Origin of the sequence: Thermodesulfovibrio sp. Kuro-1 (genome assembly GCF_006538445.1) — a bacterium.
Lineage (GTDB): Bacteria > Nitrospirota > Thermodesulfovibrionia > Thermodesulfovibrionales > Thermodesulfovibrionaceae > Thermodesulfovibrio > Thermodesulfovibrio yellowstonii.
The window spans coordinates 44,793-59,636 of record NZ_BJKS01000007.1 but is presented as its reverse complement, the minus strand read 5'-3'; the positions used below and the strand labels follow the sequence as shown (position 1 = coordinate 59,636).

Sequence of the window (14,844 nt, the reverse complement as noted above, 5' to 3'; positions counted from 1 at the left end):
AAAGATTTCATAATTTTTCATGCTTTGATATAAAATATTGCCTATGAATACGCTTTTAGTAGTTGTTATTTCTATATTCATTTTTGGATTTGCTTTCAGGTTTTATGCTCGCTATATTTCAAAATTTTTCAACGAAGATGATAGTCACCCTACTCCAGCAAAAACAATAAATGATGGGATTGATTATGTTCCTTCAAAATCATTAGTTGTCTTTTCTCATCACTTTTCCTCTATTGCAGGAGCTGGTCCCATAGTGGGTCCTACTGTTGCACTGCTTTATGGCTTTTATCCCACATGGTTATGGATAATTCTTGGAGCTATTTTTATTGGTGCTGTTCACGATATGGCATCAATCTTTGTAAGTATCAGGGAAAAAGGCAACTCTATTGTTGAGATAGCAAAAAAAACAATGGGCAAAGCTGGCTTTACTCTTTTTATTATTTTTGTATTTTTCATGCTCTTGCTTGTCTGTGCTGCTTTTTTAGACCTTACGTGTGTAGCTTTGACTTCCATGGTTAAGCTTAAACTCCTTAATCTTCCAGAAACACAAACACTTTTCCGTACAGTCATTGAGCCAAAAACTGGTGAGAGCATGGCAGTAGTTGGCGGAATTGCTTCAACCTCTGTGATTATCATCACTGCTTTTGCTCCTCTGATAGGTTATCTTCTTTATAGAAGGAATATGAGAGTTTTTTATGCTGTAATGCTTTCCCTAATTATAATTGCCTTATCAGTCATCATTGGTTTTGCTTTACCTGTAAGATTCTCTCGTGAAACATGGATGATGCTTGTCTCCATATACTGTTTTATTGCTTCTGCAATCCCTATTTGGATAGTGCTTCAGCCAAGAGATTTTATTAACTCTTTCTTCCTTTACGGAGGCATTATTGCTTTGATTATTTCAGCTATTGTTGGTGGATTAAAGGGAATAGAAGTTACTACACCACCATTAAATATTGCAGAAGGCGCAGCAAAGCTTGGTCCAATATGGCCCATTCTCTTTATTACTGTTGCCTGTGGTGCAATAAGTGGATTTCATACACTTGTGGGAACAGGCACAACTGTTAAGCAGATATCAAAGGAGTCTGACGCAAGAAAAATCGGCTATGGCGCAATGCTTGTGGAAAGTATTCTTTCAGTGGGAGTGATTGTTGCCCTCGGAGCAGGGCTTGCCTATGCTTCTTACAAAGATATTGTTTTCCCTCAGGCGGGGAAATCTAATCCTGTGCTTGCCTTTGCCCTTGGTTCAGGATTGTTTATGGAGAAGGCTTTGGGTATTCCTTCTTATGTAGGAATTATTTTTGGAATTCTTATGATAGAAGGCTTCGTTATAACAACTCTGGATACAGCAGTAAGGCTTGGAAGACTGATTTTACAGGAATTCTGGAGAACGCTTTTTAAGAAACCACCACGTGTTATTTTTTCCCGTTTTTTTAACTCCACAATAATGATTGTATCAATGTTTCTACTTGCTTATAAAAATGGGTTTGCGATTGTCTGGCCCGTTTTTGGTTCAGCAAATCAACTTATGGCAGCACTTGCTTTAATAGCCCTATCCCTTTGGCTTACAATGATGCAGAAAAAAAGACTTTTTACAATTCTTCCTGCCCTTTTCATGCTTGCTACGACTATTTATTCATTAGGATTTCTTTTGACAAAGAAATTTATTCCCTCAGGAAACTTTCCCTTAATTGGAATTACAATAATACTTTTTCTTCTTGCATGGTTTGTTTTTGGTATAGCAGTGAGGAAATTCATTGAATACGCAAAAAACAAAGAAGTAACGGTTAAGGCATGATAATCATCTGTGGTGCAGGAATCACTGGGCTATCTCTTGCAAGAGAGCTTGTAAGTCAAGGGATTAGCGACATAACAATAATTGAAAAAGAAATCTCTCTTGGCAGACACGCCTCGGGAAGAAACAGCGGAGTGCTCCATGCAGGAATCTATTACACTCCCGACTCCCTTAAGGCAAAACTCTGCCTACTGGGTAATCTGCTCATGAAGCAATATTGTAAGGAAAGAGGGCTTACACTTATTGAAAGTGGCAAGGTAATAGTGACAAAGAAAGAAAGCGAAATACCTTTGCTTCATGAGCTTTACAAAAGAGCAAAGGCAAATGAAGCAGAGGTTGAGCTTATAGATGAAAAGACCTTAAAAGAGATTGAGCCCTATGCCAAAACCTGCAAGCAGGCTTTATATTCACCCCTTACAGCGGTAATAAATCCTAAGGAGATTTTGGAGAGTTTAGAGAGAGAGTTAGAGACTGCAGGAGTTAAAGTAGAAAAAGAAGTTATTTTGAAAGGGTTCCGGGAGAGCAGACTTTTCACAAACAAAGGTGAACTATCCTATGAACTCTTTATTAATGCAGCAGGTTCTCATGCAGACAAAATTGCCCATCTTTTTGGCTTGGCAAAACAATACAGAATTGTTCCATTTAAGGGACTTTATAAAAAATTGAAAAAGGAAAAATCATACTTAGTTAAGGGCAATATCTATCCTGTACCTAACATAAAAAATCCCTTTCTTGGTGTCCATTTTACAAAAGTGCATGACGGCACTGTCTATATGGGACCAACTGCTACCCCTGCTTTGGGAAGGGAAAACTATGGTTTGCTTGATGATTTAGGGATTGAGACTCTAAAGATTCTCTGGAGAGATTTTTCCCTTCTTTTAGGCAATAAAAAGTTCAGAAATACAGCTTTGACAGAGATAAAAAAATACAGAAAAGCAAACATCTATAGAGACATAAAAGACATGGTTGAAGGAGTTGAACCAGCGGACCTTTTACCTTCCAAGAAGGTCGGCATCAGACCTCAGTTAATTGATATTGACAGAAAGGAGCTTGTCATGGATTTTTTGGTAATCAAAGATTCAAACACGCTTCATATCCTTAATGCCATTTCCCCTGCTTTTACCTCTGCCTTTGCTTTTGCAGAGTATGTAGTTAAAGACTACATTTTGGGAGCAAGAAAATGAGAAAATGGGCTACAGAGCTAAAAAAGGAATCTTTTCCGAATAAGCCTGAGAATTTAGAGATTATTCAGACCCACATCTCATACGTATTTATCGCCGATGAATTAGTTTACAAAATAAAAAAACCCGTAAACTTTGGCTTTCTTGATTTTACAACCCTTGATCTGAGAAAACTTTATTGCGAAAAGGAGGTGGAACTTAATAGAAGGCTCTGCCCTGATATTTATCTTGGTGTTATCCCTATTTCAGAGATAGAAGGGAGTTACAAGTTGGAGAGTGTGGAGAATATAGTTGAATACGCTGTAAAGATGAAAAAGTTACCCATAGATGGAATGATGGAAAAACTAATAAGGGAAGGTTCACTTACTCAGAAACACATAGACCTTATTGTGGACATTCTTGTTCCCTTCTTCAAAAACGCTCGCACAGGAGAAGGAGTTAACGAACACGGCTCAATTGAAACAGTCTCCTTTAACACAGAGGAAAACTTTGCTCAGACAAAGGGATATGTGGGACGGGCAATAAACAGATGGAGATATGAAGAGATTGTGAATTGGACAAGGACTTTTTTGAGGTATAAAAAAGACCTTTTTGAATCCCGCATAAACGGAGGCTATATCCGTGAAGGACACGGAGACCTTTACTCTGCCAATATATGCTTTGATGACCTACGGAAAGTCTATATCTTTGACTGCATTGAGTTCAATGAAAGATTTAGATGTGGTGATGTGGCAAGTGATATAGCCTTTTTAAGCATGGATTTGGATTTTCACGGGCTTGGGGAGTTTTCAGAGTATTTTGTCAGCTCCTATGTGGAAAAATCTGGGGATAGGGATTTATTGAAAGTTCTCAACTTTTACAAATGCTACCGTGCCTATGTAAGGGGGAAAATAGGCTGTTTTACCTCTGATGACCCTGTTTTGTCAGAGGAAAAGAGAAAAGAGGCACTTGAAACAGCCTGCAAATATTTTGACCTTGCCTATCTCTATGCAGAGGGCAAGCCCAGAGTTTTTGTCGTTTTTGGACTTTCAGGAACAGGCAAATCAACCCTTGCCAGAGCCCTTGCCAAAGAGACCCTTGCAGAATGGATTCCTTCAGACATTGTAAGAAAAAGCCTTGTAGGAATTGCACCAACAGAGCATCATTATGAACCCTTTGAGAGAGGAATTTATAGCAGAGAATACACAGAGAAAACCTATGAAAAAATGATAGCCCTTGCAGAGGAGGTACTATTAAAAGGCAGAGATGTGATACTTGATGCTACATTTAGAGACAGAGCCTATCGGGAAACAGTAGCCCGTAAGCTAAGTTTTGCTGATATTTACTGGATTTGGTGTGTCGCTGATGACAACGTTGTAAGAGAAAGATTTATGAAGCGTAAAGAATCCGAAGACATCTCCGATGCCCGCTGGGAAATATACCTTGCTCAGAAAGAAAAATTTGAAGCTCCCGATGAAGTGGACCCTCAAAAACTTATAAAGCTTGATACTTCAGAGGGAACGGATTTGATTGGGAGAGTGATAGAGAGAGTTTATGGAGTGGAGAGTTGTTAGAGTTAGAGAGTTTATGTTTAATCATGAATATATATCAAATAGTTGGAGGGCTTTATGCTTGAAATAATTTTTATTGTAGAGGAAGACCCAGAAGGTGGATATAATGCCTCAGCTCTTGGGTATTCTATATTTACTCAGGCTGATACTTTAGAGGAATTGAAAATGAATATTAAAGATGCGATTAAGTGTCATTTTGAAAAAGAAGAGGATTATCCAAAGATTATAAGACTTCACATGGTTAAGGAAGAAATTTTTTCCTATGCCTAAGATATTGATTAATTATAGTATGATTCCTTACCAGTCTCCCCAAAAATAGGAATTACAAAATACCAAAAAAGGTTGCACATTATAAGAACATAATATAGAATCAAGTAACCCGAGGACATTTCCGATGTTCGCTTGAATATCTCATACTTAGAAAAAAGTTTGAATCATAAGATGCTTTTTGAAGAAAAAAATAAAAATTTTTTAGAATAATTCAAAATAATCTTCGTCTATTTTAAGTAGTTCATAGCTTCTTAGAGTTTGCACTCCGATTTTAAATTTCATCATATAATCAACTATTTTATCTCCATCAATGAGAATAACTTTAATATCAGATAGTGATTTTGCATATTTTGTTGCATTTTTTGTAAATTGTGAAGTAGTAATGAAGACCCCCTTTTTCCCTTTACCTTGTAATGCTCCTACAAATGTTTGTAGTTCTGTTGCACCAACATTACCTGTCCATTGTTTAGCTTGGATGTAAACATTATCTAAGCCGAGAATATCTTGTTTTATAATTCCATCTATACCACCATCGTGGCTTTTACCTATATGCTGACTCGCTTCTTCAAAAGAACCTCCATATCCCATTTTTAATAAGATATCAATCACAAATCTCTCGAATTGTTCTGGAGTTAAAGATTTGATTTTACTTTTTAAATCATATTTTACTAAGTTATTAATTTCTTCAATTTTTGAGGAGATTACTTCTTCTGGGGTTCCTTCCTCTGTTGATTTATTTTCTATGTTTAGTTTTTCTTCTTTCTTTTGTTTATAAGATAAGTTCCTCCAAATTTTGAATTCTTCAAATCTCATAAGAAATTCAAAATTTATTTTATCTGGCTTTTCTTTTAAAACCTCTAAACCTCTTTGAGTGATTTTTAAAAATCCTCTTCGTGGTATTTCTAAAAGTCCAGCTTTTTGTAAGTAGGTTTTTGCCCAGCGTACTCGATTATTAAATATTGGTTCATTGCCTCTTGGTAATAATTTTTCCTTTTCTTCTCTTGTTAATTTAAACTTTTCGGCAAGTTCATTTACAATATCTTTTATGTGTATTTCCTTTTCATCAGAGAGTAACATCAGTAAAGGTAACATTATTGTCTTATCATCCGGAATCATGGTATCTTACCTCCGGGTAATATAATTTTTGATTAATTCAGAGACATTATATCCAAAACTCAAAAAAATATTATAGACTTAAAATTTATAAGAGTATGTGAAAAGCTTTGACTATCAGATGGAATGTTTGCAATTCTCTAAGTCTTTACTATGTTGTTTATAGGGCAAAATGCGTACATAGTTTAGCTTTTAAAGTGAAAATATTTTGGAAATATTATAAACCTCCACCTAAAATCTCCTTTAATTTCATTACAAGAATCTTAAAGTTTTCCTTAATGTAATAATTTCGCCATTCTGCATCAACTATTGAGCCAAGTTTTACTGAGTAGTCATTTTTTGAAAAATCCTTTATACCTTCAAGTAATTGCTGAAGTTCCTCTTTTTTTGCGTTAAGAGGAACACCTTTTTTAAGCAAAAACTCTATATCAAAGACATCTCTGATTTCTTTTCTGTTTAAGAAAGCCTCTATCTTTGTTTTCATTACTTCCTCAAGGAACAGAGTTCTTACCAGAACCTGAATGTTTGAGAATTTGCTTTGATTTATATTTATAGGTATTTCATTAAAGATATCTTGTTTACATTTTTGTTAATTATGTCAACTTTATAAATTTTCCTGCAAATTTCTCTCAGCTTCTAACATCTGGAATATTGGTCTGGAATTAAACTCAGATTCTTAAATCGTAATCGCAGAAAACAGTGCCATGCAATCATTTAGGAGAGACTATTCTTTAGTAAAGGTTTATTCTTGATTTAAGGGATAAAAATTTGCTATATTGAAGTAATACTATAAAGGAGGTATTACTTAATGAAAAATATTACAGAAAAATCAGCTCTTACAAAGAAATATCAGATTACAATTCCCAAAAAAATCAGAGAGTTTTTGAAGATAAATAAAGGTGATACGGTTAATTTTATAATTGAGAACAATGAAGTTAAGCTCAAACCTGTGAGGTCAAAAATAGAGGAGAATTTCGGGAAGGTCAAACCTAAAAATAAACCAGAAGATTTTAACAAAATTAGAAATTTTATTGAGGCTCAAATTGCCCAGGAAGTTTCAGAGGAAATCAAATGAGATTTATTGATCCAAACTTTTTTCTCAGATATTTAACAAGAGATGATGAAGAGAAAGCTCAGGCAGTTTTAGAGCTATTAAAAAGAATTGAGAGAAACGAGGAAAAAGTTATAACGAGTCCTTTGGTAATGTTTGAATTAGTATTTACCCTTCAGAGTTTTTACAATTGTACAAGAGAGGAAATAAGAGATTTAGTTTTACCATTAATTTCTCTAAGAGGATTGAAGTTGCCTTTTAAAAAAATTTTTGAAAGGGCTTTGATTGATTTTCCTGAAAAACAGATTTCTTTTGCAGACATTTTTAATTATCACTTCATGATTGAGCACGGCATAAGAGAGATTTATAGCTTTGATAGGGATTTTGATAAATTCAAGGATATTTCAAGAATAACTCTCTCAGAAAAAAGTTAATTATCTTTTATAAAAAGCTTTCACTTTCAAGTAGAGCTCCTCTAACTCCCTCTCAGGCACTGAGTTCCAGACAATGCCACAGCCTGCGTAGTAGGAAAGCCTGTTACCTTTACCTACGGCAGTTCTTATAAGCACTGACAATGTAAAGTCAGTTTCATTTCTTACAAGTCCTCCGCATCCGCAATAATAACTACGGGCATGAGGTTCAAGGATATCTATCATTTCAACAGCCTTTCTCTTTGGTGCACCTGTTACAGAGGCGGGTGGAAAGGTTTCCTTTATTATGTCAATAATGGATTGGTTTGTGATGCCTTCAACAGTAGAGTGCATTTGATAAAGAGTTCTGTATTTTGTTATTTTAAAAAGTTCTGTAACTTTTACGCTTCCAATCTGAGCAATTCTTCCTATGTCATTACGCATCATGTCTGTAATCATGAGGTTTTCTGCTTTGTCTTTGTGGCTGTTTTGAAGAAATCTCAATGATTTAGAAGTTCCCTTTATTGGCTTGCTGACGATTCTTTCACCTAACTTTTCCAGAAAGAGTTCCATAGAGCCAGAAACTACGAAAAAATCACCAAAATTGAGAAAAAATCCATATGGTACAGGCTGATTTTTGTAAAATCTGAAAAACAAATTCACAGGATTGCCCTTAAACTCAAAATCAAAACGATTTGTAAGATTTATCTGATAGACAGTGCCTTCTTCAATAAGATTGCGAATTTTTTGAATGCCTGCAATAAATTCACTGTCTTTTAAGCTCATGCTGTATGGCAGAAGATTATAGTGACCCTTTTTTTTATTGATTTTTTTGAATTTTCTTATCTTGATAACTATCACTGAGGGCAAGTCCGTGCTCTGTAGCTTAAAATCAAGGATTTCACCTGAAAGGTCATAGGAAAATATGACAAAACTAATTGGTTCAACTTCTCTTATCTGAGAAAGACTTTGATAAAATCTAACATCTTCAATCTCTGCCTCATAAAATCCCTTTTTATTAAGCCAGCTACCACAAAGTATAAGCATTTACAGGGAGTTTTCCTCTTCAATTATTGAGTTTATAGAGTTAAGGAGTTCGGGAGTTATAGAGTAATTTTTATTTTCAAACTGAACTACCGGTAATGCTCCGATAAGGCTGTTTGTTATAAATACTGATGAAGCATTGTAAAGGTCATCTATAGTAAGCCTTTCCTCTTTTACATTCATTTTTTCAATCAAAATCTCCATTGTTGTGCCCATCAATAGTCCACATTCACGGGTAGGAGTGAGAAGTTTGTTATCCTTAACTATCAAAATATTTGAGGCTGAGCACTCTGTTATTTCATCTCTCTCGTTCAACATAATTGCATCATCAAAGCCCTTTGATAGAGCTTCTCTTTTTGCAAGAATATTTGGAAGATAGTTCATAGTTTTGTGATAGATAACAGGGTTCGCACTGTGTCTCTTTATGTTTGAAAGGCAGAGTTTTTTTGGTGTTCTATCAGGGACAAGCTCCTTCGCAATCACTAAAATTTCTGACTCCTTAGGCAGGGAGTAATAAAGAGCCTCCCCCTTTGAAAGCAGGCAGAATTTTACATAAAGATTTTTTTCACTTTTTGTATTTTTCTCTATTTCTTGACAGAAAGTCTCAAAATCTGGGCAGGGAATCTGGAAAAACTCTGCGGAATTTTTAAGCCTTTTGTAGTGTCTTAAAAGTTTAGGTGTTTTACCTTGCCAAAGTATTGTCTCAAAAAGCCCTTCACCGAATAAAAGTGTCCGCAATTCCATCAGTTTATTCTAATTTAAAAATTTAGCACTTGTCTAAATTTTATCAAGCTTAATACTTTAATAAACTGAGAGAAAATATGCATGGGCAGAGTTTATAAAGAACATTTTAAATGCCACTCAAAATAGTGTTATTTCTCATTTTTAAGCCATACAACTCTTTGAGGAAATGGAATTTCAATGCCTTCCTGTTGGAAACGTTTAAAAATTCTCTTTCTTAGTTCATGTTGGACTGGATACTGGTCAACAAATTCTTTTACATGACACACAAGAGTAAAATCAAGAGAACTTTCACCAAAACCCGGGATAAATCTTACGACAGGAGAAGGTTCGCTGAGTAGCCCAGGAACTTCCTTTATTGCTTTTTTTACCTCTTCAATCAATATTTTTTCTACTAATTCAGGGTCTGAGTCATAACTAACACTTATGGGAATTTGGAATGACATTGTTTTTTCGGGAAGAAAATAATTTACAACAATACTTTGAGCAAGCTTACTGTTAGGAATTACTATCATATTATTGGGAAGCATTCTGATTCTTGTTGTCCTCCATGATATATCTTCAACGTATCCTTCCTGACCTGTCTCAAGCCTTATAAAGTCTCCAACTCTTACTGTTTTTTCTGCCATAATGTGAATACCTGCAAAGAGATTTTCAAGAGTATCTTTAAGAGCAAGAGCAACAGCTAAGCCGCCTATTCCTAAGGCTGTTATCAAAGGCGCTATAGAAATTCCGAGAATGTTAAGGATAATTATAAAACCGATTAAATAGACAGCAGTTTTGATTATTGTGTTTAAAAGTCCTGTTGATTGAACAGAAACTGATGAGCGATCAATATATCTGATAAAAACTCTGGTAACAAGATTTGCAGCAACTACGGTAATTGATAAGATTATCAAGATATGAATAGCCTTAATTATATAGAAAGTGTACTTTAAGGGAATTTCTGAACTTTCAAGTCCAATATAAAGAGCTATTCCTATACACCAAAAAATTGAAGGACTTTTAATTGTATTTATTATTAGATTGTCAAAACCTGTTTTTGTTTTTTCAGCCCATTTATGAAGAATTCTGAATAAAAAACTTCTTACAATTAATAAAACTGCCAATACAAGTATTATTACAGCAATAGAAACCGCTACTTTTTCAATATGCATAACAATATATTATTTTACAGAAACCATGGTTCTTTCAGAAGATGCATATCTTGCAAGAGCCTCATATACATCTTCTGCTGTTACTATATTCCCTCCGGGTCTACCATACAAATAAACTTCAGCCATACCATTTACTGCAAGTTTTACATCTTCAACCATCTGTCCTGCATTAAACTCTACAACAATGAATCTTTCAATTTCCTGTGCAAGCCGCCTTATTGGCTCTTCAGGAAAGGGGAACAATGTGATAGGTCTTAAAAGTCCGATTTTTAAGCCTTCTTGTCTTAATTTTCTTACTGCTGAAAGAGAAATCCTCGCAGCAGAGCCAAAGGCTACAACCACCACATCTGCATCATCTACAAAATAAGTTTCATATCTAACTTCTTTTTCTTTCCATTGTTTATATTTTCCCTGTAGCTTCCAATTGTGTTTCTCAAGTTCTCCTTCAGTCATCAACAGAGTTCTTATAAATCGTGACGGTCTTCCCTTTGCTCCTGTGAGTGCCCATGAAGACTTATCATAGACTTTTAATTCCGGAACTCTCTGAATAAGAGGTTCCATCATCTGCGCAATTACTCCATCTCCAAGAATCATCACAGGATTTCTCCATTCATCAGCTTTTTCAAAGGCTAAAATTGTATAATCCCAGAGTTCCTGCACACTGAATGGCGCATATACAAGAAGCCTGTAATCTCCATGCCCACCACCCTTTACTGCTTGAAAATAGTCTGCCTGACTGCCTGAGATGTTTCCAAGCCCAGGTCCACCACGCATCATATTTACAATAACTGCAGGAAGCTCAGCTCCTGCAAGATAGGAGATAGCTTCCTGTTTGAGGCTGATTCCTGGTGAACTTGAAGATGTCATGACTCTTACGCCACATGCTGAAGCACCATAAATCATATTTATCGCAGCAATTTCACTTTCTGCCTGAATAAATACCCCGCCTGCTTCTGGTAATCTTTTTGATAAATACTCAGGAATTTCATTCTGTGGCGTTATAGGGTATCCTGCATAAAATTTTAGCCCTGCCTGAATAGCAGCCTCTGCAACAGCTTCGTTGCCCTTCATTAGAACTTTATTCATATTAGCTCCTTCCAAATTTTTTAACAATATATTATTTATAATTGTTTAAAGAATGTGCTGTCAAGAAAAGTTTTATGCTATAATTTAAAAACTTTTTTATCAGGAGGAGGCTAAAATGAAGGCAATAATGAAAGCATTTAAAAAAGCTGTTGCCTTAGATAGCACAGTTCATAGATATTTAAAAGTAAAAATGCCTGAAGATTATTTATATATGGAAAATGTTGAAGTTGTTCCTCTTACTTATTCTGAAATTTTATCTGCTACCATGTATTATCCTGTTATGTTTGGTATTCAGGATGAAATTGTTTTTCCATTCGCTGTTATAGGAATTAATAATAAGAATATATTTCTAAAAAAGAATGGACAATGGAAGCTTGACACCGTGCCAAATATCTGCAAACATTATCCTTTTGGAGTATTTAAGGAGGAAGATGATTATACAATTATTTTTGATGAAACCTTTGCCTCATCAGATGGAGAAAGAATTTTTGACGATGATGGCAATGAAACAGAATTTTTTTCAAAAATAAAGGCAGGGCTCACAGAGCTTGCAAGAGATTTTCATGATGCAGAGGAATGTTCAAAGGAGTTATTTGAAGGAGGATACTTAAGAACATTAAATCTTGATATTGAAACAAAACTTGGTAAAATGCAGTTTCGCAATATGTTAATAGCCAATATTGAACATATGTCAAGACTTCAGCCTGAAAAACTTTACAACCTCAACTCAAAAGGTTATCTTTTAATTCTTCATGCTCATTATTTAAGCCTAAGAAATTTCAAGCTTTTTGATATATTTGCAGAGATTTGATTTTATTGAGTAAAAATTCAGGTTCCAGACATTTTCTTTCTTTGCACACATCAGGAAAACAGGCTGAACAGCTTTCATAACAAATAATCATAAAATTTTCACCAATAGGATGCCATACTTGAGGCTCTGTTGGACCAAAAATAATGATTGAAGGGATTCCAAGATAACTGCTTAAGTGACTTATTCCGCTATCAAGTCCAATATAAAGATTCGCTTTGCTTAGCAGTTTAGCGATTTCTACAGGATTTTCTATATAAACTGAGTTTTTAAATACTTCTGCAAACTCTGTTTCAGCTGGACCAAGTAAATAGAGAATATCAAAGCCTAATTCTTTTAAAAATTTTTCTAACTCAAAGAAAAAAATTAAATCAGGATTTTTCTTTTTTGAACCACTTCCTGGATGAACAATGCAAAGATTATTATGTTTACTTTCTGAAAAAGATACTGGAAGAATCTTTGAATACCTTTCATTATTAAAGCCAACTTTTTCTAAGTAATAATCAACAATCCAAGTTTGCTGTGTCGGAATTGGATTAATATAAATGGAGTTATTCTGGGAGTTTTTTAAAATCTCTCTATTTTTTGAAAAAATTATTTTTAAATCATATTGTTCCTTTGGCTCATAAAAAACTGTTTTTATGCAAAATCCTGATATTTCAGCAAGCCTGAAGTATTCTGGATTTCCCCATACAGTAACATCATAGCCTTTTTTATTAAGTATTTCAAGAATCGGATAAATGAGAAGACTGTCACCTAATCCTCCCATCCGATAAACAAGAGCTTTCATGATATAATTTTAAATCATGTATAAAATTAGGACAAATCGTGGTGAAATTTTTGAAACTCATGGAGAGACTCTTCTCCAAGTTTTACAGAGTCATGCTATCTATCTTCCAGCATCTTGTGGAGGCAAAGGAATTTGTGGAAGATGCAAATTAAGAATTGTTGAAGGCAAATCAAAAACATCTTCTTTTTTTGGAATATCAGAAGATGAAAAAAAACTTGGCTATGTTCTTGCATGTCAAACTTATCCAGAAAGTGATATTATAATTGAAGTTCCGGAAAAACTAATTACTGTTACAGAAAGAATCTCCGCAGCAAAATTGTGGTTGGTTGAGAAACCTTTTAAAGACAATCCGTCTTTATTTGAACCCTTAGTTAAAAAAGTTTCATTAAAGATTGAGCCTCCTACAATTGAAAATTCAAAAGCAGACTTTGAAAATATAAGACAGACTTTAAATAAAAAAATTTCAATATCCAGAAAACTTGTTTCACTGCTGCCTGAATTTTTAAGAAAAAATAAATGGCAGATTACTGTTGTTCTTACAGAAAAGGAAATTATTGATTTTATAGAACCAGATACAAAACTTTATGGAGTTGCTGTTGATATAGGCACAACAACTGTTGCTATCGCTCTAATTGATCTTGAAGAAGGAAGAGTCATTGATATAGCCTCATGCTATAACTCTCAGATTTCCTATGGAGACGATGTTATTACACGAATTATTTACGCAGTTGAAAATAAAAATGGACTTGATATCTTAAGAAAATGCATTGTTGATGATATAAATGCCCTCATTAATACAGTCTTCATGAAACACAGGGATGGGAAAATTTTATATGTAACAATCTCTGCAAATACAACAATGGCTCATATTTTCTGGGGAATTAATCCAAAATATATAAGAGAAGAACCCTATACACCAGTTTTAAATCATTATCCTGTATGGAATGCGGCTCAGGCAAAACTTCTTATAGAACCAAATGCACCTGTTTACACAGTTTCATCTATTGCAGGTTATGTTGGAGGAGATATTGTTGCAGGTATATTGGCATCACAAATGTATCTTCAAGAAGAAATCTCTTTATTCATAGACATTGGAACTAATGGAGAAGTTGTTATAGGTAATAAACAATGGCTTGTAACAGCATCTACCTCCGCAGGTCCTTGTTTTGAAGGAAGTGGAATAAGTTGTGGGATGAGAGCTACTTCAGGAGCTATAGAATCTTTCTCCTATAATAAAAATTCAGATAGTTTTAAAATAAAGGTAATTGGAGATATGCCACCATCAGGCATATGCGGCTCAGGAATGATAGATATTGTTTCTGAGCTTTTTTCAGAAGGAATTATTGATCAAAAGGGAAAACTCATTAAAGGATTTTCTCAATGGATAAAAGAAGTTAATGATGAACAAAGATTCATTATTTCCGAAAACTGTTATATTACTCAGGCAGACATTGACAATATAATCAGGGCAAAAGCTGCAATTTATGCAGGAATATCAACACTGCTTGAAGAAGTTGGAATTAGTGAAAAGGATATATCAAAGGTTTACATTGCAGGAGGATTTGGCGAGTTTATAAATATTAAAAAAGCATTAAAAATTGGCATGTTACCCAATTTACCCGAAAATAGATTTCAGTTTCTTGGGAATACTTCTTTAGCCGGTGCGATTTTATGCACTCTTAGTTATCAACTGAGAGAAACAGCTGAAGAAATCGCTGATAAAATGACGTATATTGACCTTTCACGTTCAAAAAAATTTATGGATGAATATATATCTGCACTATTTTTACCTCATACAGATTGGGAAAGATTTAAAGAATTAAGTTAAAATAGGCATAAATTCAGAGG

Annotated in this window: 15 protein-coding genes; 8 read left to right on the top strand and 7 right to left on the bottom strand. The window is 34.5% G+C overall.

The annotated features are described in order from the left end of the window. Positions 1–43 precede the first annotated feature (43 nt). The 4 genes from FLY87_RS09270 to FLY87_RS09255 are packed head-to-tail and all read left to right on the top strand — an operon-like array spanning position 44 to position 4,796. Positions 44–1,798, top strand: a complete 1,755-nt coding sequence (locus FLY87_RS09270; RefSeq protein WP_141267032.1) for a carbon starvation protein A — start codon at positions 44–46, stop codon at positions 1,796–1,798. After that, entirely contained in the window at positions 1,795–2,979 is a 1,185-nt protein-coding gene (gene lhgO, locus FLY87_RS09265; protein ID WP_141267030.1) for an L-2-hydroxyglutarate oxidase, read from the top strand. Before FLY87_RS09270 ends, lhgO begins: the two co-directional genes overlap by 4 nt. Continuing rightward, positions 2,976–4,529, top strand: coding sequence for a bifunctional aminoglycoside phosphotransferase/ATP-binding protein (locus FLY87_RS09260; RefSeq protein ID WP_141267028.1), 1,554 nt, complete (start codon positions 2,976–2,978; stop codon positions 4,527–4,529). The genes lhgO and FLY87_RS09260 overlap by 4 nt, the downstream gene beginning before the upstream one ends. 54 nt (positions 4,530–4,583) lie before the next feature. Beyond that, entirely contained in the window at positions 4,584–4,796 is a 213-nt protein-coding gene (locus FLY87_RS09255) for a type II toxin-antitoxin system HicB family antitoxin (protein WP_012545302.1), read from the top strand. 201 nt (positions 4,797–4,997) lie between these two features. Here FLY87_RS09255 and FLY87_RS09250 read toward each other — a convergent pair whose 3' ends face one another. Continuing rightward, entirely contained in the window at positions 4,998–5,912 is a 915-nt protein-coding gene (locus FLY87_RS09250; protein ID WP_012546249.1) for a restriction endonuclease, read from the bottom strand. A 214-nt stretch (positions 5,913–6,126) separates the two neighbouring features. Next, positions 6,127–6,423, bottom strand: coding sequence for a nucleotidyl transferase AbiEii/AbiGii toxin family protein (locus FLY87_RS09245; RefSeq protein WP_255446997.1), 297 nt, complete (start codon positions 6,421–6,423; stop codon positions 6,127–6,129). A 294-nt stretch (positions 6,424–6,717) separates the two neighbouring features. On the opposite strand from FLY87_RS09245, the gene FLY87_RS09240 reads away from it, so the two are divergent. Both FLY87_RS09240 and FLY87_RS09235 read left to right on the top strand, forming a co-directional pair. Then, entirely contained in the window at positions 6,718–6,984 is a 267-nt protein-coding gene (locus FLY87_RS09240; protein ID WP_141267026.1) for an AbrB/MazE/SpoVT family DNA-binding domain-containing protein, read from the top strand. Then, the gene (locus FLY87_RS09235; RefSeq protein WP_141267024.1) at positions 6,981–7,394 is read left to right on the top strand and encodes a PIN domain-containing protein; all 414 of its coding nucleotides are present in this window, start codon (positions 6,981–6,983) and stop codon (positions 7,392–7,394) included. Before FLY87_RS09240 ends, FLY87_RS09235 begins: the two co-directional genes overlap by 4 nt. Here the strand turns inward: FLY87_RS09235 and FLY87_RS09230 are convergent, their stop codons facing one another. The 4 genes from FLY87_RS09230 to FLY87_RS09215 all read right to left on the bottom strand — a co-directional run bounded on the left by FLY87_RS09230 (position 7,395) and on the right by FLY87_RS09215 (position 11,398). Next, positions 7,395–8,417 (bottom strand): anthranilate synthase component I family protein, encoded by a 1,023-nt coding sequence (locus FLY87_RS09230; RefSeq protein WP_141267022.1) that lies wholly within the window; start codon positions 8,415–8,417, stop codon positions 7,395–7,397. After that, positions 8,418–9,158 (bottom strand): aminotransferase class IV, encoded by a 741-nt coding sequence (locus FLY87_RS09225; protein WP_141267020.1) that lies wholly within the window; start codon positions 9,156–9,158, stop codon positions 8,418–8,420. 128 nt (positions 9,159–9,286) lie between these two features. Further along, complete coding sequence (locus FLY87_RS09220) at positions 9,287–10,312, bottom strand: mechanosensitive ion channel family protein (protein WP_012545596.1); 1,026 nt, start codon at positions 10,310–10,312, stop codon at positions 9,287–9,289. 9 nt (positions 10,313–10,321) lie between these two features. Beyond that, a complete protein-coding gene (locus FLY87_RS09215) occupies positions 10,322–11,398 on the bottom strand; it encodes a 3-methyl-2-oxobutanoate dehydrogenase subunit VorB (protein ID WP_012545833.1) in 1,077 nt (358 codons plus the stop codon). Positions 11,399–11,513: 115 nt separating this feature from the next. Here FLY87_RS09215 and FLY87_RS09210 point away from each other — a divergent pair, with 115 nt between their 5' ends. Beyond that, complete coding sequence (locus FLY87_RS09210; RefSeq protein ID WP_012546675.1) at positions 11,514–12,209, top strand: SapC family protein; 696 nt, start codon at positions 11,514–11,516, stop codon at positions 12,207–12,209. Here FLY87_RS09210 and FLY87_RS09205 read toward each other — a convergent pair. Further along, positions 12,178–12,996: a glycosyltransferase family 9 protein gene (locus tag FLY87_RS09205; RefSeq protein WP_141267018.1), complete on the bottom strand. Its 819-nt coding sequence runs from the start codon at positions 12,994–12,996 to the stop codon at positions 12,178–12,180. The two genes, FLY87_RS09210 and FLY87_RS09205, sit on opposite strands and share 32 nt — an antisense overlap. Positions 12,997–13,012: 16 nt before the next feature. On the opposite strand from FLY87_RS09205, the gene FLY87_RS09200 reads away from it, so the two are divergent. Continuing rightward, the gene (locus tag FLY87_RS09200; protein ID WP_012544976.1) at positions 13,013–14,824 is read left to right on the top strand and encodes an ASKHA domain-containing protein; all 1,812 of its coding nucleotides are present in this window, start codon (positions 13,013–13,015) and stop codon (positions 14,822–14,824) included. The last annotated feature ends 20 nt before the right edge of the window (positions 14,825–14,844 follow it).

What these genes read in the sequence shown, in the direction of transcription:
- lhgO (WP_141267030.1), top strand. Translation starts at nt 1,795, where the DNA reads ATGATAATCATCTGTGGTGCAGGAATCACTGGGCTATCTCTTGCAAGA.
- FLY87_RS09220 (WP_012545596.1), bottom strand. Translation starts at nt 10,312, where the DNA reads ATGCATATTGAAAAAGTAGCGGTTTCTATTGCTGTAATAATACTTGTA.
- FLY87_RS09255 (WP_012545302.1), top strand. Translation starts at nt 4,584, where the DNA reads ATGCTTGAAATAATTTTTATTGTAGAGGAAGACCCAGAAGGTGGATAT.
- FLY87_RS09225 (WP_141267020.1), bottom strand. Translation starts at nt 9,158, where the DNA reads ATGGAATTGCGGACACTTTTATTCGGTGAAGGGCTTTTTGAGACAATA.
- FLY87_RS09270 (WP_141267032.1), top strand. Translation starts at nt 44, where the DNA reads ATGAATACGCTTTTAGTAGTTGTTATTTCTATATTCATTTTTGGATTT.
- FLY87_RS09260 (WP_141267028.1), top strand. Translation starts at nt 2,976, where the DNA reads ATGAGAAAATGGGCTACAGAGCTAAAAAAGGAATCTTTTCCGAATAAG.
- FLY87_RS09250 (WP_012546249.1), bottom strand. Translation starts at nt 5,912, where the DNA reads ATGATTCCGGATGATAAGACAATAATGTTACCTTTACTGATGTTACTC.
- FLY87_RS09200 (WP_012544976.1), top strand. Translation starts at nt 13,013, where the DNA reads ATGTATAAAATTAGGACAAATCGTGGTGAAATTTTTGAAACTCATGGA.
- FLY87_RS09235 (WP_141267024.1), top strand. Translation starts at nt 6,981, where the DNA reads ATGAGATTTATTGATCCAAACTTTTTTCTCAGATATTTAACAAGAGAT.
- FLY87_RS09230 (WP_141267022.1), bottom strand. Translation starts at nt 8,417, where the DNA reads ATGCTTATACTTTGTGGTAGCTGGCTTAATAAAAAGGGATTTTATGAG.
- FLY87_RS09205 (WP_141267018.1), bottom strand. Translation starts at nt 12,996, where the DNA reads ATGAAAGCTCTTGTTTATCGGATGGGAGGATTAGGTGACAGTCTTCTC.
- FLY87_RS09215 (WP_012545833.1), bottom strand. Translation starts at nt 11,398, where the DNA reads ATGAATAAAGTTCTAATGAAGGGCAACGAAGCTGTTGCAGAGGCTGCT.
- FLY87_RS09210 (WP_012546675.1), top strand. Translation starts at nt 11,514, where the DNA reads ATGAAGGCAATAATGAAAGCATTTAAAAAAGCTGTTGCCTTAGATAGC.
- FLY87_RS09240 (WP_141267026.1), top strand. Translation starts at nt 6,718, where the DNA reads ATGAAAAATATTACAGAAAAATCAGCTCTTACAAAGAAATATCAGATT.